This is a genomic window from Natrialba magadii ATCC 43099 (assembly GCF_000025625.1).
In the GTDB taxonomy this organism is placed as follows: domain Archaea; phylum Halobacteriota; class Halobacteria; order Halobacteriales; family Natrialbaceae; genus Natrialba; species Natrialba magadii.
The window spans coordinates 3,187,631-3,206,824 of sequence record NC_013922.1; the positions used below are offsets into that span (position 1 = coordinate 3,187,631).

General features: G+C 62.9%; 17 protein-coding genes. 12 read left to right on the forward strand and 5 right to left on the reverse strand.

Going from position 1 to position 19,194, the window contains the following annotated elements:
• Positions 1 to 8 precede the first annotated feature (8 nt).
• The 6 genes from NMAG_RS14875 to NMAG_RS14900 all read left to right on the forward strand — a co-directional run bounded on the left by NMAG_RS14875 (position 9) and on the right by NMAG_RS14900 (position 5,970).
• Positions 9 to 968, forward strand: a complete 960-nt coding sequence (locus tag NMAG_RS14875) for a metallophosphoesterase (RefSeq protein ID WP_012996779.1) — start codon at positions 9 to 11, stop codon at positions 966 to 968.
• A 203-nt stretch (positions 969 to 1,171) separates the two neighbouring features.
• The gene (locus NMAG_RS14880) at positions 1,172 to 1,474 is read left to right on the forward strand and encodes a hypothetical protein (RefSeq protein WP_004214643.1); all 303 of its coding nucleotides are present in this window, start codon (positions 1,172 to 1,174) and stop codon (positions 1,472 to 1,474) included.
• 278 nt (positions 1,475 to 1,752) lie between these two features.
• A complete protein-coding gene (locus tag NMAG_RS14885) occupies positions 1,753 to 2,865 on the forward strand; it encodes a branched-chain amino acid ABC transporter permease (RefSeq protein WP_004214642.1) in 1,113 nt (370 codons plus the stop codon).
• Positions 2,862 to 4,376: a branched-chain amino acid ABC transporter permease gene (locus NMAG_RS14890; protein ID WP_004214641.1), complete on the forward strand. Its 1,515-nt coding sequence runs from the start codon at positions 2,862 to 2,864 to the stop codon at positions 4,374 to 4,376. Before NMAG_RS14885 ends, NMAG_RS14890 begins: the two co-directional genes overlap by 4 nt.
• Positions 4,373 to 5,266: an ABC transporter ATP-binding protein gene (locus NMAG_RS14895; RefSeq protein ID WP_004214640.1), complete on the forward strand. Its 894-nt coding sequence runs from the start codon at positions 4,373 to 4,375 to the stop codon at positions 5,264 to 5,266. The genes NMAG_RS14890 and NMAG_RS14895 overlap by 4 nt, the downstream gene beginning before the upstream one ends.
• The gene (locus tag NMAG_RS14900) at positions 5,266 to 5,970 is read left to right on the forward strand and encodes an ABC transporter ATP-binding protein (RefSeq protein ID WP_004214639.1); all 705 of its coding nucleotides are present in this window, start codon (positions 5,266 to 5,268) and stop codon (positions 5,968 to 5,970) included. The genes NMAG_RS14895 and NMAG_RS14900 overlap by 1 nt, the downstream gene beginning before the upstream one ends.
• Before the next feature lie 167 nt (positions 5,971 to 6,137).
• Here the strand turns inward: NMAG_RS14900 and NMAG_RS14905 are convergent, their stop codons facing one another.
• A complete protein-coding gene (locus NMAG_RS14905) occupies positions 6,138 to 7,415 on the reverse strand; it encodes an ABC transporter substrate-binding protein (RefSeq protein ID WP_012996780.1) in 1,278 nt (425 codons plus the stop codon).
• 272 nt (positions 7,416 to 7,687) lie between these two features.
• Entirely contained in the window at positions 7,688 to 9,061 is a 1,374-nt protein-coding gene (locus tag NMAG_RS14910; RefSeq protein WP_004214636.1) for a sodium-dependent transporter, read from the reverse strand.
• Between the two features lie 157 nt (positions 9,062 to 9,218).
• Here NMAG_RS14910 and NMAG_RS14915 point away from each other — a divergent pair, with 157 nt between their 5' ends.
• From NMAG_RS14915 to NMAG_RS14925, 3 genes are all read left to right on the forward strand, one after another.
• On the forward strand, positions 9,219 to 10,763 hold the full coding sequence (locus NMAG_RS14915; RefSeq protein ID WP_004214635.1) for an acyl-CoA carboxylase subunit beta: 1,545 nt from the start codon (positions 9,219 to 9,221) through the stop codon (positions 10,761 to 10,763).
• Position 10,764: 1 nt separating this feature from the next.
• Positions 10,765 to 11,136 (forward strand): hypothetical protein, encoded by a 372-nt coding sequence (locus tag NMAG_RS14920; protein WP_004214633.1) that lies wholly within the window; start codon positions 10,765 to 10,767, stop codon positions 11,134 to 11,136.
• Between the two features lie 109 nt (positions 11,137 to 11,245).
• Entirely contained in the window at positions 11,246 to 13,081 is a 1,836-nt protein-coding gene (locus tag NMAG_RS14925; RefSeq protein ID WP_004214632.1) for an acetyl-CoA carboxylase biotin carboxylase subunit, read from the forward strand.
• Positions 13,082 to 13,106: 25 nt separating this feature from the next.
• On the opposite strand, the gene NMAG_RS14930 is transcribed toward NMAG_RS14925, so the two are convergent.
• Both NMAG_RS14930 and NMAG_RS14935 read right to left on the reverse strand, forming a co-directional pair.
• Positions 13,107 to 13,568 carry a hypothetical protein gene (locus NMAG_RS14930; RefSeq protein WP_004214630.1) on the reverse strand — a complete coding sequence of 154 codons (462 nt, stop codon included), beginning with the start codon at positions 13,566 to 13,568 and terminating at the stop codon, positions 13,107 to 13,109.
• A gap of 150 nt (positions 13,569 to 13,718) precedes the next feature.
• Entirely contained in the window at positions 13,719 to 14,342 is a 624-nt protein-coding gene (locus NMAG_RS14935) for a universal stress protein (protein ID WP_004214629.1), read from the reverse strand.
• A 180-nt stretch (positions 14,343 to 14,522) separates the two neighbouring features.
• Between NMAG_RS14935 and NMAG_RS14940 the strand changes: the two genes are divergently transcribed.
• Positions 14,523 to 16,133, forward strand: a complete 1,611-nt coding sequence (locus NMAG_RS14940) for a long-chain-fatty-acid--CoA ligase (protein ID WP_004214628.1) — start codon at positions 14,523 to 14,525, stop codon at positions 16,131 to 16,133.
• Positions 16,133 to 16,948, forward strand: a complete 816-nt coding sequence (locus NMAG_RS14945) for an enoyl-CoA hydratase/isomerase family protein (RefSeq protein WP_049916191.1) — start codon at positions 16,133 to 16,135, stop codon at positions 16,946 to 16,948. Before NMAG_RS14940 ends, NMAG_RS14945 begins: the two co-directional genes overlap by 1 nt.
• Positions 16,949 to 16,978: 30 nt before the next feature.
• On the opposite strand, the gene NMAG_RS14950 is transcribed toward NMAG_RS14945, so the two are convergent.
• On the reverse strand, positions 16,979 to 17,437 hold the full coding sequence (locus NMAG_RS14950; protein ID WP_004214626.1) for a dCTP deaminase/dUTPase family protein: 459 nt from the start codon (positions 17,435 to 17,437) through the stop codon (positions 16,979 to 16,981).
• A gap of 124 nt (positions 17,438 to 17,561) precedes the next feature.
• Between NMAG_RS14950 and NMAG_RS14955 the strand changes: the two genes are divergently transcribed.
• Positions 17,562 to 19,118 carry a M20 family metallo-hydrolase gene (locus NMAG_RS14955; protein WP_004214625.1) on the forward strand — a complete coding sequence of 519 codons (1,557 nt, stop codon included), beginning with the start codon at positions 17,562 to 17,564 and terminating at the stop codon, positions 19,116 to 19,118.
• The last annotated feature ends 76 nt before the right edge of the window (positions 19,119 to 19,194 follow it).

Sequence of the window (19,194 nt, forward strand, 5' to 3'; positions counted from 1 at the left end):
GGTCTCCGATGCCTGCTCCCCGCTCTGGCTCCGGTTCCTGCTCTGATCTCGGTTCTACTCCCACCCCCTCCACTGGCCCGCGGGTCGAACCAGTGCCCGGCGAACCCGCTGCAATTGCGACGCTCGACCTCGAATCCGGGGACACGTCGGACTCTCCGCAGGCACCCGAACGCGCCCTCCTCATCGCCGACTACCACGCCGGCTACGAGGCCGGCCTCCGCTACGAACGCGGCGTCGACGTCCCCAGCAACGCCGCCGAGCGCCGCGAGCGACTCTTCTCTCTCATCGAACGCACCAACCCCGACCATCTCGTTGTCCTCGGCGACCTCATGCATTCCATCGGTGACCCAGGTGGTGCAGAGCGAGGTGAACTCGAGTACCTCTTCGAATCCGACCCGCTCCGGTCACTGGATGTGACGGTTGTTAAGGGGAATCACGATGGGGCGATCGAGACGTGGCTGGATGCGGATGTGAACGGGTCGGCAGCAGCGGAACCGGCATCGGCATCCGCGCCACCACCATCGCCGACCTCACTCACCATCACCCCCGGCGACGGAATTGCCCTCGGCGACGGCTCGGTCGGCGTTTGCCACGGCCACACCTGGCCATCACTGGCGGTACTCGAGTCCGACGTGCTCTGTCTCGGGCACGAGCACCCGTGCGTGCGCGTTGAGGACGAAGTTGGCGGGAGTCGTGTCGAACGAGTCTGGTTGCGCGGCCAGGCTAATCCGACGGTGTTTCGAGAGCACCCCGGACTCGACCGTGACGCGCTGCCGGCGTGGGTAATGGACGATGATGTCGAACCGCCGAAGGTGGTCGTGGTGCCGGCGTTCAACGAGCTGGTGGGGGGGACCTGGGTGAACGTTACGGGCCAGTCGTTTCTGTCGCCGTTCCTCCCTGATGGTGTGTGCGGCGGTGAAGCGTATTTACTCGATGGGACGCGGCTCGGACCGTACGAGTCTGTGTGACGGTGGTGCGCCGGACAGCGGTGTGACGGTGGCGCGCCGGACAGCGGTGTGACGGTGGTGCGCCGGACAGCGGTGTGACGGTGGCGCGCCGGACAGCGGTGTGACGGTGACGCGCCGGACAGCGGTGTGACGGTGACGCGCGACTGCGCTACGCATGCGTGCGCAGGCCCCAGTCCCATCATACGATTTGGCGAAGGCCGACTATGCCACGACAGACATACAGGCTTGCAGTCTCCGAGACAGACGACGGAGCGGGTGGACTCGACGCGACGATCTACGACGAGGACGAAGCGATTGTCGCGTCCACACGAGTCGCTTCCGAGGAGTACGATTTCGAACCGCCGTCGCAGGGTGTCTCTGACGCGGAGACATCATTCACGGCAGATGTGACGACGATCGACCTGCAGTTCGTCCACGACAGTGCGAGTATCGTGTTTCGCGTACTCGGTGATCGGGATGAGATTGCGACGGTTCGGCTCCCGGACGAAGGCGAATCAGTCGGGTAAGCCACGACTGCTTCGGTAGCAGGTGGTCACGCTGTGGGCACTGTTTTGTTTTCATCGCAGTTGAGCCATCGCTCGACTGGCGGATATCCTGCCAGGAGATGCCGTCTGTGAGCCATTGACTGCGCCAGAGAAAGCGGTCACTCCTGTTCATCTTTGTCCTGTCTCGGACATACAAAATTTAAATACTCTAACAACATCGAGTGATAGCACGCAGCGAATGGTGCACCATAACATATATCATGGCGTCATGGGAAACAGTGGCACAACGGAGGGTATGAATGTCGACTGTAGATGACGTCGTTACACGGGGAAGGAGTCTGTCAACGGAGCAGATCCTGCTAATTGCCGTTGGCATCGGTGTCGTACTTCTGGTGGGAGATCTCGTCCTCGGCGTCCTTGACGGCTCGTACAGTATCTCGCGTATCGGCAGGTACGTGATGGAAGGAATCCTCTACGGATTGATTATGGGGCTTGCTGGCATCGGGCTCTCGATGACCTACAGCATCCTCAACTTCGCCAACTTCGCCCACGGAGATACCATCACCGCGGGCGCGTTCATCGGCTGGGGTGGCACGTATCTCATCGCGGGCTGGGGTGCGGCGAGTATTGGTCACCTGGCGCTGGTCGGACCACAACGTGGTCTCGGTGGCCCGCAACTGGGCATCTCGGTCACGTCGACGCCGATCGCAATATTCGGCGGACTACTCCTTGCCGGGGTCGGTACCGCACTGTTCGTGGTGCTGATCGATCGCCTGGCGTACAAGCCGATGCGCGGTGCCGGTGGTATCCCGCTGTTAATCACCAGTATCGGTGTCGCGTTCGCGCTCCGATACATCATCATGTTCGTCTACTCGAGTCAGTCCCGGGGAACGACGGCGAGTGTGCCCTCGGCCGACCTGTTACTTGTCGACGGCTACGTGTCGCTGGACGCCCACGACGGGACGTTGATCGGAGCGGCCGTGGTGTTGATGCTCGGAGTCCACCTGATGCTCCAGCGGACGAAGCTGGGGAAGGCGATGCGGGCGATGTCCGACAACAAGGATCTGGCGCTCGTGACGGGGATTCCAACCGAGCGCGTGATCCGCTGGACCTGGATGATCGGCGGTGGACTCGCTGGCAGTGCGGGATACCTGATGGTGCTGTGGACGGGGACGATCGACTGGCAGTTCGGCTGGCTGCTCCTGTTGTTAATCTTCGCTGCGGTGATCCTCGGCGGGATTGGCTCGATCTACGGTGCGATCGTCGGTGGGCTCGTCATCGGTGTCAGTATGCACATGTCGATGATCTGGCTCCCCGGCGGTGACTTTACGACCATCACGGCGTTCCTGATGATGATCCTGGTTCTGTTGATCAAACCATCCGGGCTCTTTGGAGGGAAGACGACAGCATGAGTTCGACAGCACACGCAGACAGACGCACACAACTGGAATCGCTGTGGGAACACGACGCGATCAAGATCATCGCCGTCATCGGTGCGATCTACATCGTCTACGCCCTGATCGGGTTGATCCTCGGCTACTCGCTCGACGGTATCATCAACACCCTCCGGCGGATGACGTATCTGATCGCGGTCTACGGGATGGTCACGCTCGCGTTGAACCTTCACTGGGGATACACCGGTCTGTTCAACATCGGCGTTGCCGGCTTCATGGCGATCGGCCTGTACGTCACCATGATGCTGGCGAAACCAGTCGATCCAGGTGGGGCAGCCCAGTACTCCGGTCTCGGGCTGCCGATGCCGATCGCAATCATCGGTGGCGTCGTTGCGGCCGGACTGGCCGGCCTCGTCGTCGCACTGCCCGCGTTGCGGTTGCGAGCCGACTACTTCGCGATTACGACGATCGCGTTTGCAGAAATCGTTCGTCTCGGGGTCACGTCGGACGCGCTGCAACAGTTCACGATCCTCGGTGCGGAACTCGGTACTGGCGGGGGTCGTGGGCTCATCCGAAACTACGACGACCCGATGAACGTCATCTTCCAGCTCGAGATCTTTTCCTCGTTCGTCAACCTGACGAACAGCCTGTTCGGCTTCGGGCCGACGCAGGCACGGGCGCTCGCATACTCCATCGTGCTCGTGATCGTGCTTGCCGGCATCTACTGGCTCATCCAGCGCACGAGCCGGTCGCCGTTTGGCCGTGTGCTCAAGGCGATCCGTGAGGACGAGGAAGCGGCCCAATCGCTCGGAAAGAATACGAACATGTTCAAAATCAAGGTGTTCGTGCTCGGCTGTGCGCTGATGGGGCTCGCCGGCATCCTCTGGCGGTTCCGCCGAACTGGCGTGACGCCCGAGGCGTTCCGCCCGCACGTCACCTTCTACATCTGGATCGCGCTGATCATCGGTGGTGCAGGCTCGAACACCGGGAGCATCCTCGGCTCGGGCCTGTTCGTGGCTGTCCTCTTCGAGGGTCCACAGTACCTCCGCCGGGTGATCGACCAGCTGGTTGCGGTCGGTGATGCGCCGAATACGTTTGCAGGTGCTGTTGGCCCGCTCCTCTCTGCAAATCCGGTTCCGCTGGTCCGGTACACCTTCGCCGAGTTCCTGACGCTACAGTTCGTCATCATGGGGGTCGCGCTGATTCTCCTGATGCAACGTCGGCCAGACGGGTTACTTGGCCATCGTGAGGAAACAGCGGCCGCCATCCCGCTTGGGGCACGCCCGAGCGCGGCTGGCGGCGGGAGCGGTGGCGGTGGCGGTGGCGGTGGCGGCGGTGGCAACGGCTCCGATAGCGGATTCGCCCACAGCCAAACCCGCGACCAGCACGACGACTCCGACCAGCAGACTGACGGCGGTATCGACGCTGACGGGGCCCGGACGCAGGCCGGCACCAGCGAGAGTAGTAATGAAAGCAGTGGCAGCACCGATCAAACCGATGACTCAGTCACCGACGGTGAGACACAATGAGTGATAGCTCGACCGACGTCCAGTCAACCGAACCGGGCACAGCAGCCGACACGGCGGAGACGTCGTCCGATGCACCAATCGACGCGGACGCCATTGCACCGTCTGCAGTCGACCGTACCGGCGAAATCGAACTCGCCGTCGACGGTCTCGTCAAACGCTTCGGCGGCATCACGGCCGTCGACGGGGCGTCCTTCGAGGTCGAATCCGGGTCAATCACCGGGCTTATCGGCCCCAACGGCGCCGGTAAGTCGACGACGTTCCACTGTATCACCGGCATCCACCAGCCGGACGAGGGCTCCGTCGCGTTCCAGGGACAGGACATCACCGGCATCGCACCCTACGAGTGTGCCGACTACGGCCTCGTCCGTACCTTCCAGATCGCTCGCGAGATGGCCAACATGACCGTCCTCGAGAACCTCATGCTCCCGGCGAGACAGCAACAGGGCGAAGCCCTCTGGCGCTCCGTCATGCCACTCGCCAGACGCGAGGTCGAAGAACAGGAACGCGAACTCCTCGAGCGCGTCTGGGACACACTCGAGTTCTTCGAAATCGAGCACATTGCAGAGGAAAAGGCGGGTAACCTCTCGGGTGGCCAGCGAAAGCTCCTCGAGATGGCGCGGGCGCTGATGACCGAACCGGAGATGTTGTTACTCGATGAACCGTTCGCGGGGGTCAACCCGACGCTCGAACGGAAGCTACTCGAGCACATCCACGAGTTGCGAGCGGAGGGGTACACGTTCTTGATCGTCGAACACGACATGGATCTGATCATGGAACACTGCGAGCACGTGATCGTCATGCACCAGGGATCGGTGCTGGCAGAGGGCGCGCCCGGACAGGTGACCTCGAACGAGCAGGTGATCGAAGCCTACCTCGGAGGTGAGGTCTGATGGCGATGCTCGACGTAGCGGGACTCGATGCGGGCTACGGTGATTTGCAGATCCTGAGCGACGTGGATCTCGAGGTCGAAGCAGACGAGTACGTCGTTATCGTCGGCCCGAACGGGGCCGGCAAGTCGACGGCGATGAAATCCGTCTTCGGATTGACGACGTTCATGGGTGGTGCCGTGGAGTTCAACGGTGAGGACATCACAGGTCGCTCGCCGGACGAGATCATCCACAAGGGAATTGGCTACGTCCCCCAGACGGAGAACGTCTTCCCGTCGTTGACGGTCCAGGAGAACCTCGAGATGGGCGCGTACATCCTCGACGAGGTGCCCGAGGAGGCGCTGCAGGACGTCTTCGATCAGTTCCCAATTTTGCGCGAGCGTCGCGACCAGAAGGCGGGATCGATGAGCGGCGGCCAACAGCAGATGGTCGCGATGGGACGGGCGCTGATGCTCGATCCGGATCTGCTGTTGCTCGACGAGCCAAGCGCGGGGCTGGCACCCGATCTGGTCGACGAGATGTTCGACCACGTCGACGCGATTAACGAGGCCGGAACGGCGGTGCTCGTCGTCGAACAGAACGCGAAGGAAGCGCTCCGTCGCTGTGATCGAGGCTACGTGCTTGTCCAGGGACAGAACCGGTACGTCGACGACGGCGACGCGCTGTTACACGACGAGGAAGTCCGCCAGCAGTTCCTGGGCGGCTGAGCCCGGGCCCGGACCCGGACCCGGACCTCGGCACGGCCTCGGTTTTTGCCGTGATGTGTGGAGTCACCGTGGTGATGGCTGAAGAGCCCCGTCTCTCCGCTGCTGTGGAACATCGCGGTGAGAAAGTGCTGTTGCGAGACGGGCCGGGTAGCCGGCTACTGCCGTGTCTACTCAGCGAGCGCGGACTCGAGTTCGCCGGTGTAGGAACCCTGCTCGGCTTCGAACGAGACCGTGTTGAGTTCCTCGCCGCCCTGATCGTCGGCGAACGAGTCGATGAATTGCTCTGAGAGCTGCTGTCCGTAGTCGTTGTTGACGTACAGCGTCGCAGCGGTCTCGCCATCGAGTCGATCAGCGGCCACTTCGGCCATGACCTGTCCCTGCAGGAGGTCACTCGGTGCAGTTCGGAAGAAGTAGCCGTCGTCTTCGACGTTCGATAGCGAGAGTGCCGTACTCGCAGGTGAGCATTGGACGACGTTCGCACCGCTGGTCTCGCCGACGAGCGGGACGGAGTTCCCGGACGATGCGGCACCGATGATGGCCGGGTAGCCAGCGTCGATGAGCGCCCCGCCGTTCGAGAGTGTTGTGTCTTCGTCAGTTTCGGTGTCTTCGATCGCGAGGTCGATTTCGAAGCTCGTCCCCTCGAACTGGTCGGCTGCGAGTTCGCCGGCCTGAATCATCGGGCTTCCGAGCTCACCCAGGTCCCCCGTTTCGGGGAGCAACATCGCGACCATGACCTCGCGATCCGTGCCGCCCGGCGAGTCGTCTGCCATCTCGCCATCTGGGTCGTCGCCCTCGAAGGCGATTGTGTCGATCGTCTCGGTCCCATCATCTCCGAACTCCCAGACGTCGTAGCCTGCGTCCGCGGGATCGCCGACGTCGTCGAAGTTGACGCCACTCGAGGCGCCCTGGTAGGAGATTTCATCGCCATCAGCAGCGGCCTCGGCGGCTTCTTGCAGTTCGCCGGGTCCGTACTCGTCCCCGCCGGGATTTGCGACGCGGCGCATCTGGTCACGGACCGCTTCTCCGTCGTTGTCGCCGGCGGCAATGTTCGCGAGGATGCAGACCGCGACCGCGTCGAACGTGTGAGAGTTGAAAACGCCTGGTGAGGAGTCGAACTCGTCTTCGTACAGGTCCTCGAAGGCGGCCTCGTTTGGCCCCTCTGAGGCAGGTGCGGTTCCGAGGACGTTGTCCATGTCGTTGCCGACCTCTCCCGGCAGATCGTCGTCCTGGAGCCCGTCTGGAACGATAATATCTGTTCCATCGTCGAAGTTCGAGTAGTAATCGCGGAAGATCTGTATCCCGCTTTCGGGATAGCCGATGATGTTCAGGACATCTGGTCCTCCCTCGGTAACCTCCTCTTCGTCTCCGATACAGCCTGCAAGACCTGCAATTCCTGCTGCACCGACACCACTGAGCACCCGTCTTCGGTTGAGTTCCCAAACCATGGTATATGGTCACAGCCATCATATAAAAGAGTTTAGGTGGCCGACACGATGCCTCATCGAAGCTGACGGGTGATTTTGCCCGATGCGATTCAGGCAGCGCTGGCTATCGTCGCCACCGAAAGTCAGTGACTACTATAGTAGCCACTGCAAGTCACTGCACACCTGATCGCCAGCCTGCTCGGCGATCAGTGTGTAACTAGTTGCAGTTGTTACTATCGTCTCTGGGCCAGCATCGAGCCGCCCGCAAAAAAGTCAGCAAGCGATTACCGACGTTACAGGTTTTCGTCGAGCCACCCGGCGAAGTCACCGGTGAGGAAGTCGACGTACTCGACGACCCCCAGGTACAGCGAGATGATCAACACGATGACGATCGGGATCCGGAGCGCCCAGATCCAGACCTGGCCGAGCGTTCCGAGGTTGCCGATCCCCTTCTCGAGTTCATCGACGGCAGCCTGCGGAGCGATCCAGCCGACGAGGATCGTCAGCATGAGCGCACCGAAGACGAGCAGGATTGCGTCGGCGAAGTAGTCGAGCAGGTCGAGGAAGATCAGGTCGTAGGTGACCGGAACGCCGAGGAGGTAGATGACACCACCCATTCCGATCGCAGCCTTCCAGCGCTCGATACCGATCTCGTCGATCGCGTAGGACGTGACAACCTCGAGCAACGAGATTGCACTCGAGATGGCCGCGATTGCGACCGTCGCGAAGAAGATCAGGCCGAGGAACTGCCCGCCCGAAACGTCCGCGAACGCCTGGGTCATTGCGACGAAGATTTCGCCGGGACCACCGGAACCGGGTTCAGTGAGTGCGCCGGCCCACATGATCGGGAAGACGACGAGGCCGGTGAGGAACGCGATCCCGGTGTCGAAGCCGATGATGGTGATGCCGTCCCTGGTGAGGTTTCGGTCTTCACCGAGGTAGGAGGCGTAGGTAATCATCACACCCATTCCGAGCGAGAGTGTGAAGAACGCCTGTCCGGCGGCGGCCGGCAGGAGTTCGGCCCAGTTCGCAGCGATGACGCTGAAGTCCGGCGAGAGGTAGTACTCGTACCCGCCACCGGATTCGGGCAGCGTGAACGCCCAGATGGCAAGACCAACTAGCAGGAGTATAATCGCGGGGACCATCACCTTCACGGCGAGTTCGATACCCTGGCGGATGCCAAGGGCGACGATGCCGACCGTGATCGCCATGAAGACGGTGTGCAGGATGAAGGCGTCGAGTCCGGTCGACAGCGCACCGAACATAATCTCCGGATCGCCCTCGTACGCTGCGATGTGGCTGGCGTAGTCGCCGCGGAAGCCTTCAATTGCGTAGCGGATGAACCAGCCGCCGATGACGCTGTAGTACGAGAGGATGATGAATCCAGTTGCGATGAAGATACCGCCGACGTACTTCCAGGCGCCGCCACCGTACGCTTTGAGCGCACCGACCGGGTTCCGGTCAGTCCGCCGGCCGACGACGAATTCGGCCAGGATTGCTGGGAACCCGATCAGTGCGACGAACAACAGGTACACCAGCAAGAATGCTGCACCGCCACCTTCGCCGGTGACGAACGGGAATCGCCAGATATTACCAAGGCCAACTGCGCTGCCGACAGCAGCAAGGATAAACCCTGTTCTCGTTGCCCATGTCTCACGTTGTGCCATGACTACGCTGTTTAAATAGGACTTATATATAACTTTCCGTGAGTATCATTACCTGTCAATATGTCGTCTATTAATCGTGATGGAGTTACGGAATCCTTTTCCTATTGGTCCGCACACAACGGCGTATGAATCTGAGCGGGGTGTTTCCTGCATGACGATGGACGAGCGAATCGACGAACTCGAGGAGTTGCGCGAGGAGGCACGCCTCGGCGGTGGCGAGGAACGAATCGAGAAGCAACACGACAAGGGGAAGATGACCGCCCGCGAGCGGGTCGACTACTTCCTCGACGAGGGCACGTTCACCGAATTCGACCAACTCCGGACCCACCAGACCCGGCAGTTCGGCATGGACGAAAAGAAGGTTCGGGGCGACGGTGTCGTCACCGGCTACGGCGAGGTAAACGGCCGAACCGTCTTCGTCTTCGCACACGACTTCACCGTCTTCGGCGGCTCGCTCGGCGAAGTCTTCGCCGAGAAGGTCTGTAAGGTCATGGATATGGCGATGGAGGTCGGCGCACCTGTCATCGGCCTCAACGACTCCGCTGGTGCCCGCATTCAGGAGGGTGTCAAGAGCCTCGCCGGCTACACCGAAATCTTCCGCCGGAATCAGGAGGCAAGCGGTGTTATTCCCCAGGTTTCCGCGACGATGGGGCCGTGTGCCGGCGGTGCGGTGTACTCGCCCGCAATTACGGACTTCATCTTCATGGTGAAGGACACGAGCCACATGTACATCACCGGACCTGGCGTCACCAAGACCGTCACCGGTGAGGACGTCACTCACGAGGAACTCGGTGGGGCGATGACTCACGCAGACAAGACCGGCGTCGCCCAGTTCGCCTGCGAGTCGGAAGAACAGGCACTGGACGACATCAAGCGGCTTCTCTCGTATCTCCCGCAGAACAACGTCGAGGACCCGCCGCGGGTCGACCCGTGGGACGATCCAGACCGACGCGACGACGCGCTGACGTCGATCGTGCCGGACAATCCACAGAAGCCCTACGACATGACGAACGTGATCGACTCCGTCGTCGACGAGGGTTCGTTCTTCGAAGTCGCCGAAAACTTCGCCCAGAACATCGTCGTCGGCTTCGGTCGCCTCGACGGTCGCTCCGTCGGCCTCGTGGCCAACCAGCCGCGGGTCAACGCCGGCACGCTCACCGTCGACGCCTCGATGAAGGCCTCGCGCTTCGTGCGCTTCTGCGACTCGTTCAACATCCCGATCGTTACCTTCGTCGACGTGCCCGGCTACATGCCCGGAACGGAGCAGGAACACCGCGGAATCATCCGCCACGGCGCAAAGCTCCTCTACGCGTACGCGGAGGCAACCGTCCCGCTCCTGACGGTGATCACCCGGAAGGCCTACGGCGGCGCCTACTGTGTCATGGCCTCGAAGAACCTCGGCGCGGACGTCAACTACGCCTGGCCGACAGCCGAAATCGCCGTCATGGGACCGAAGGGCGCAGTCAACATCCTCTACCGCGAGGAACTCGCCGAAGCGGACAATCCCGACGAACTCCGCGAGGAACTCATCGAGGAGTACCGCGAGGAGTTCGCAAACCCCTACACCGCGACGGACAAAGGCTTCCTCGACGACGTGATCGTCCCGACCGAAACTCGCCCACGCCTGATCGCCGACCTCGAGATGCTGGAAACCAAGCGCGAACAGAATCCGGACAAGAAACACGGCAACATCCCACTCTAACATGACCGCACAGCACCCCGACGCCGAAACCGGCGACGCCGTTACACAGGCTCCGGCGGAGGACGACTCCTCCGAAGCCAACTCACCGTCGCCGTCGGCGAGCGACGGTCCGCTTCCGTCTGGTGTTGCACTCGAGTTACCGGCCAATGCGGACGACGAGGAGGCGGCGGCTATCGTGGCTGCGATTGGCGCACACCTCCACGATCAGGCCCAAGCGGCCGCTGCAGCGGCGGCCCAGACGGAGGAGACGTGGGAAGGCAAGCGCTGGTCGTTCGCGGGCCGTGTACGTGCTCAGCAGGGCACAGACGTTCGTGTACCGAAGTCGGCACCGACGGACGCGTGGACCGCAGCGGGTCGGACGGATCGGTTCTGAATCCAGCTGCCCGCGACACACATCTTCACACGCGTTTCGGCGACGGCGAACTGATTCTCGCCTCGTTGCGAAAAAGTAAGGTAGTGCCCCCGCAACCGTTCCCACAGGAATGTTCAGGAAGGTTCTCGTGGCGAACCGCGGCGAGATCGCGGTCCGCGTGATGCGGGCGTGCGAGGAGTTGAACGTTGGGACTGTCGCAATCTACTCTGAGGCTGACAAGGGCTCGGGACACGTTCGGTACGCCGACGAGGCGTACAACGTCGGTCCCGCTCGCGCGGCGGATTCGTATCTCGATCACGAGGCCGTTATCGAGGCCGCACAGAAAGCCGACGCTGACGCGATCCACCCCGGCTACGGCTTCCTCGCGGAGAACGCGGAGTTCGCGAGCAAGGTCGAGGCAGCCGATGGAATCACCTGGATCGGCCCGTCCAGCGACGCCATGGAATCGCTCGGCGAGAAGACGAAGGCCCGCCAGATCATGGACGAAGCAGCGGTGCCGATCGTCCCCGGAACGACGGACCCGGTCACCGACCCCGACGAGGTCGCTGCCTTCGGCGACGAACACGGCTACCCGATCGCCATCAAGGCCGAAGGTGGTGGCGGTGGCCGCGGCATGAAGGTCGTCTGGGACCAAAGCGAGATCGAAGACCAGTTAGAGAGTGCAAAGCGCGAGGGTGAGGCGTACTTCGACAACGACTCTGTCTATCTGGAGCGCTACCTCGAACAGCCCCGCCACATCGAAATCCAGATTCTCGCGGATGGACACGGCAACGTCCGCCATCTCGGTGAGCGCGACTGTTCACTCCAGCGCCGCCACCAGAAGGTCATCGAGGAAGGCCCATCCGCAGCCCTCTCCGAGGAACTGCGCGAAAAGATCGGCGAGGCCGCCCGCCGCGGGGTCGCCGCCGCGGACTACACCAACGCCGGCACCGTCGAGTTCCTCGTCGAGGAAGAGCCCGGACGCGGCCCCGAGGAACCCCTCGGTCCCGACGCGAACTTCTACTTCCTCGAGGTCAACACCCGGATCCAGGTCGAGCACACGGTCACCGAGGAAATCACGGGCATCGACATCGTCAAGCGCCAGATTCAGATCGCAGCGGGCGAGGAAGTCGATTTCACACAGGAAGAGGTGGACATCGACGGCCACGCGATGGAGTTCCGAATTAACGCCGAGAACGCGGCCGAGGACTTCGCCCCCGCGACCGGCGGCACACTCGAGACGTACGATCCGCCAGGTGGGGTCGGCGTCCGGATGGATGACGCGCTCCGACAGGGCGACGAACTCGTCACAGACTACGACTCGATGATCGCGAAGCTGATCGTCTGGGGCGAGGACCGCGAGGAGTGTATCGACCGCTCGCTGCGCGCCCTGAGTGAGTACGAAATCGCGGGCATCCCGACGATTATCCCGTTCCATCGCCTGATGCTCACCGACGAGGAGTTCGTCGCGAGTACGCACACGACGAAGTATCTCGACAACGAACTCGACGAGAGTCGGATCGAGGAAGCCCAGGAGCAGTGGGGCGGCGACACCGGCAGCGGTGCCAGCGACGACGAGGAGACCGTCGAACGCGAGTTCACCGTCGAAGTCAACGGCAAGCGCTTCGAGGTCGAACTCGCAGAGCACGGCGCGCCGGCAATTCCGGTCGGTGACGTCGACGCAAGCGGCGCGTCCGGCCCGCCACAGCCCGCGGGCGGCGACAGCAGCGGTGACGACGATATCGCTGGCGACGGCGAGACCGTCGACGCTGAAATGCAGGGAACGATTCTGGACGTCGCCGTCGAAGAGGGTGACGAGGTCGCAGCGGGCGACGTGCTGGTCGTCCTCGAGGCGATGAAGATGGAGAACGATATCGTGGCCTCCCGCGGCGGCACCGTCACCGAAATTGCCGTCGAGGAAGAACAGAGCGTTGACATGGGCGATACGCTGGTCGTTTTGGAGTAACGCCGAACGGCGGACACCGGACCGATCAGCAACAGAACATGAACGGGTAGACCAGCGCGACTCGGTCGCCGTTTTCGAGTTCCGTATCGAACCCCGCGTCGTGTTCGTTGAACCGACCGTTGATACAGACCCGCGCGTAGGGCCGCGTCTGCTCACCTTCTGGATTCTTGCGCCAGGTTCCCGGCAGTTCGTCGGGGACCGGTTCCCAGCCGCGTGCGGTGGCGTCGGCCTCTGTTTCGGCGATCAACATTTCTTCGAGGTCGTGCGCGTCGAACTCGTCGAAGAACGACTCGATAAACTCACGAAGTCGCGTTCCCGGGAAGGTGTACTCGAGTTCGTGTGTTCCAAGAGCGGTTCTGACGTGGCCGGTGCAGCGGACGGTGACGGTGGTCGTATCCGTGCCAGCGCTTGTACCCGACTCTGGGTCACCATCGACCGGCGACGAACTGGAATCGGGACTGTCGTCAGTGGGCGCGTCGGCAGTCATACTCGAGTACAGGCCGTCAGGAACAAAGCAACTGTATCCGAACGTGTTCGGCCGCTGTTCGAATCCGTTTCGGGAGGAGAGTTAGTCTGTGCGGTATTCGCTGGATATGGTGGCAGTCCCAGTCCCAGTCCCAGTCCCTCGAACACCCTGCTACGGCGCTGGCTCCGTGACAGTCCGGACATCACCCGAGACGGCGTCGACGCTGAGTCGAACGGGGTCGTCCGCCTCCGGCGTTTCGAACTGGAAGTACCAGGTGGCACTGGTTCGGCGCGGTTCGGCAGCGAGTGCGTCGACGGCGTAGCCTTCTTCGGCAGCTCGTTCGCGTGCGCGTGCTTCGGCGTCCTCGAGGTCCGTGAGCTGGATTTCATCGGTCGCGCGAACCGTGACGATTGGCATCTCCGCCATGCGGACGACTCGTTCCGTGACGCTACCGACCAGCACCCGATCGAGCCCCGTTCGTCCCTGGGTTCCCATGACGATCATGTCGACGTCGTTCTCGTCGGCGTACTCGAGTATCACCTCGTGTGGGACGCCGTTTTCGACGCTGGTTGTCGCCTCGATGCCGGCGTGTGTGGCTTCGGCGGCGACGTGGTTGACCGCGTGGTGCGCCGTCGGCGTCGCTTCCTCGCTCTCGAGCGTGCCGAGCGGTCCTTCCGGGACGACCGAGAGTGCGTGGACTCGTGCGTCGAATTGCTCCGCGATAGTGAGTCCGTGTGCGATCGAGCGGCGAGTTCCGTCGCTCCCGTCAGTTGGGATGAGGACGTCCTGATACATTGCTCTGGATACCCAGGATTGGCGGTACAGACGTAAATAGGCTTGACTGTGCCGGGGTGGAGTCCCCTGTGAGCGATCCAGCCACCACCACTGGCAGTCATAACGCCGGAAGGTAGCTGACCATACAGTTTAAACAATGTAAATATTTTTTATGCCACGCGACAACGTACCGCTCGGTACATGACAAATCTCGTCACGAACGTCGCGGCGGCCGTCGAGGAGCACGGATCGAACACCGCGATCGGCTTTCAGGGGGACGACACCAGCTACGAGGAGTTCTGGGCACAGACCGGAGCCTTCGCGACTGCACTCGAGTCCCGCGGCGTGGGCGAGGGTGATCGGGTTGCGCTCTACCTGCCGAACGTGCCGCCGTTCCTGATCGGTTTCCACGGGACGCTGCGCGCCGGCGGGGTCGTCGTGCCAATGAATCCGCAGTACAAGGCCCGCGAGATCAGCCACCTGCTGGGCGACAGCGAGGCAAAGGTGGTCGTCACGCTGGCAGATCTGGTTCCGTTCGTTACGGAAGTACAGGACGAGACGAGCGTCGAGCACGTCGTCAGTGTGGGCGGCGAGGCCGAGGGCGCAACGGAGTTCACGGCGTTCCTCGAGCGCGGTGCGCCGGACATCGCCGACCGCGCGGACGACGACGTGGCGGTCCAGCCCTACACGTCGGGGACGACGGGCAAGCCGAAGGGCGTCCAACTCACCCACAGCAACCTCGCCTCGAACGCGAAGGCGTCGGCGGAGCTGGTCCCAGACGGAATCCGCCCTGACGACAAGCAACTGGGCGTTCTCCCGCTGTTCCACATCTACGGGATGACCGTCACGATGAACGGGGCACTGTTCAACGGCGCGGGCTACTACCCGATGCCCAAGTGGGACGCTCAGGACGCCGTCTCGCTCGTCGCGGACGCAGGAATCACGATTTTCCACGGCGTGCCGGCGATGTACAACGACGTGATCAACCAGCCCAACGCCGAGGAATTCGACTTCTCCTCGGTTCGCCTCTGTGGTGTCGGTGGTTCCGGCATCCCGACCGAAGTGCTGCGCCGGTTCGAAGAACTCTACGAGCCCGACGTCTACGAGGGGTACGGACTCACGGAGACAGCCCCGATTACGCACTTCAATAGTCCGATCGAGGGCCGGCGCGTCGGGAGCATCGGGAAAACGGTCCCCGGCGTCGACTCGAAGGTCGTCGATAGCGATTTCGAGGAGGTCGACCCCGTTGAGGAAGGTCCAGTCGACGAAGACGAGGTCGACCTGACGGAGACGACAGGCGAGATCGTCGTCGCTGGACCGAACGTGATGAAGGGCTACTACGGCCTGCCCGAGGCCAACGAGGAGGCGTTCACCGAAGCGGGCGGGCGAACCTGGTTCCACACCGGCGACATCGGTTATCAGGACGAGGACGGCTTCTTCTACGTCGTCGACCGCGAGAAGCACATGATCGTCACCGGCGGCTACAACGTCTACCCGCGCGAGGTCGAAGAGTTACTCTTCGAGCACGAAGACGTGGCCGACGCCGCCGTCGCGGGGATTCCGGACGATCGGCGCGGCGAGACGGTGAAGGCGTTCATCGTGCCGACGCCCGATGCCGATGCGACCCCAGAAGATCTCAAGGAGTACTGCCTGACCAACCTCGCGGAGTACAAACACCCACGCGAGGTCGAGTTCGTGGAGGAACTGCCCCGAACGACGACCGGCAAGGTTCAGAAGTTCAAGCTCCGCGAGCGCGAGGAGGACGCTGAAGCGGCCGATGAAGACGCAGACGCAGAGACGGGGGCCGAATGATGTCCCTCGGCGAGGCCGTCCATCTCGAGTCCAGCGACGACGGACACGTCGCGACAATCACGCTCGACCAGCCAGACCGTCGCAACGCGCTCTCACGCGAGATTAACGCTGGAATCACCGAGGCGCTCGACGTGATCGAAGACGACGAGGTGTATGCCGATGCCCGCTGTGTCGTCATCGAGGGCTCGGGTGGTTCGTTCTCCGCCGGCGGCGATATCGAGGCCATGATCGAGGGGCTGGAGGGAGACATGCCCCTCGACGAGCGCGTGCGGGCACTCGAGCGCCGGACGAATCAACTCATGGCCCGACTCGTCTCGTTCCCGCTGCCGACGATTGCGCTAGTCGACGGTCCCGCCGTGGGTGCCGGGGCGAACCTGGCCATCGCGTGTGACATGCAGCTCGCAACCGCAGACGCCGCCTTCGGCTTCGTCTTCCGCCAGGTCGGGCTGAGCATCGACGCTGGCACGTCGTACCTGCTCCCGCGAATCGTCGGCGAAAACGTCGCACAGGAACTCGTCCTGACGGGTGACATCATCGGCGCGGACCGCGCGGCCGACCTCGGACTGGTCAACCACGTCTACCCGAGCGAGGAGTTCGACGAGCGCGCCGAGGAGTTCGTCGAGAAGATCGTCGCCGGGCCGCCGGTCGCGATGCGCCACATGAAACGGCTCATTGGCGAAGGACTGGACAAGTCACTCGAGCAGGCGCTGACTGACGAGGCGACGGCACAGGGGATCGTCTTCCAGACCGACGACCACGCAGAGGGTGTGAGCGCCTTCTTCGAGGACCGAGAGCCCGAGTACGAGGGTCGCTAACCGACGCACCCCTCGTTCGCTGCACGCTCGTCACCGAACGAGCGTCGAAACGCGCGCGTTCTCCTTTATTTGTATCCCACCGTCGGCAACCGACAGCGGCACCAACGGCAGGTGCGATCGAACCTGCACCGTCGGATGCGAGCCGCCGCGAGCCAGCAACTCGTTTCGCGGCTGCAGCTGGAGCGGTTCCTCGAGATCGCCCAGAAACTCGTTGTGCTGGACGACGTACTGACCGCCGCCGAGGTCCCACCAGCCGAACTCGTCGTCCGGCGCTCGCAGTTCCGTCGGCACCGGCTCGAGATCGGCATCTTCGAGTTCGTCACCGCCGAAATCGAGTTGGCCAGGGCCGGCGACCTCGTAGATCGCGCTCACCGTCAGATCGACACCGCCGTCGTGGATCTGCGTCGGCTCGTGTACCAGGTTTTCGACGGCCGAAGCGAGCGATTCGTCTGCAGTCGAATCGGCGTCTGGGTCGGAGTCGATTGACATCTCGGGGAAGACTGACCGCAGAGATGAGTAAAAAGATGGCGCTCGAGTCAGTCGAATACCCCGAGTAGGCGCAAACTGCGCCGGCGGCTGAACTTGTATCTGCCTGGGCTCGAAACGACGGTCTATGGACGTGAGACAGGACCGGCTGCGGGCCGACATCGAGGCGAACGCGACGTTCGGTGCACTCGAGTACGACGATTCAGACACACCGAACGAGGATGGCGGCGACAGGGAGGGACAAGAACAGGCACAGGCACAGGCACAGACACAGGCACAGGCACAGGCACAGACACAGGCACAGGAACAGGCACAGCCACAGACACAGGCACAGGAACAGGCACAGCCACAGACACAGGCACAGGAACAGGCACAGCCACAGACACAGGCACAGGCACAGCCACAGACACAGCCACAGCCACAGACACAGCCACAGAGACAAAAACACGGCCGAACCGTCCGCACCGGAACCGAGGCAAACCGGCGGGCCAGAGATCATCTCGTTTCCCGACTCGAGGACGCCGGGCTCGCAGTCGAGATAGACGCCGTCGGCAACATCACTGGTACATGGACGCCGGAGAGCGCAGACCCCGACGCCGCCCCCGTCGCGGCCGGGAGCCACCTCGACTCCGTTCCCGAGGGCGGCATCTTCGACGGCCCACTCGGTGTCTACGCCGCACTCGAGTCCGTCCGCGCGCTGCAGGACGCCGAGGCCGAGCCAGAACGGCCAATCAGCGTCGTTTGCTTCACTGAGGAGGAGGGGACCCGCTTCGGTGGCGGACTGCTTGGTTCGTCGGTTGCGACCGGCCAGCTTGGGGTCGAGGAGGCGCTAGCCGCAACGGACGACAACGGTGTGCAGTTGGGCGACGCACTCGAGAACATCGGCTACCGCGGCGAGGGTGTACTCGACCCCGCTGACTGGGACTCATTTCTCGAACTGCACGTCGAGCAGGACACCCGACTCGAGGATGCGGGCGTTCCCGTCGGCGTCGTCTCAACGATCACCGGTATCGCGCACGCCACTGCGACGTTTACCGGTGAGACGAACCACGCGGGGACGACAGGAATGGCTGAGCGGGCGGATGCGTTCACAGCTGCGAGTGCGTTCACGTTGGCACTCGAGGAGGCCGGGATGGAGGCGGCGCTCGCGGGTGTGAGTGAGGCTGCTGACAATGGCGACGCTGACGCGGACGGTATAGACGAACCCATAGGAGGCACAGCAGTCGCAACCGTCGGCAAATGCAACGTCGCCCCAAACGCGACGAACGTCGTCCCCGGCCGCGTCGAACTCGGCGTTGACATCCGGGACGTCGACAGCGAGACGATGGCTGGCCTGCTTGAGCGAGCGGAACAGGTACTGGCACGAATCGAAGCCGAACGGCCGGTCGAGACCACCTTCGAACTCGAACTCGATGTCGCGCCAGCGCCGATGAGCAAGCGCTGCCGGGAAGCACTCGAGTCCGGTGCCGATGCCACGACAGTTGAGTCGCGCATCCTGCACTCGGGCGCGGCCCACGACGCGATGTGCGTCTCGCGGGTGACCGATGCCGGGATGCTCTTTGCGCCGTCTCGAGATGGGCTCTCGCACACGCCACTCGAGTGGACTGACTGGGACGACTGCGCGACGGCGACGCGGGTGCTTGCCGAGGCGATTGCACGGCTCGCCGGCGCAGCGTCGGACTGATACGGTTTCCCGTACGTCAGCCCCGGCGCAACCACGACCCATGCGGCGGTTGCGCCGGTACATCGGTACAGCAATC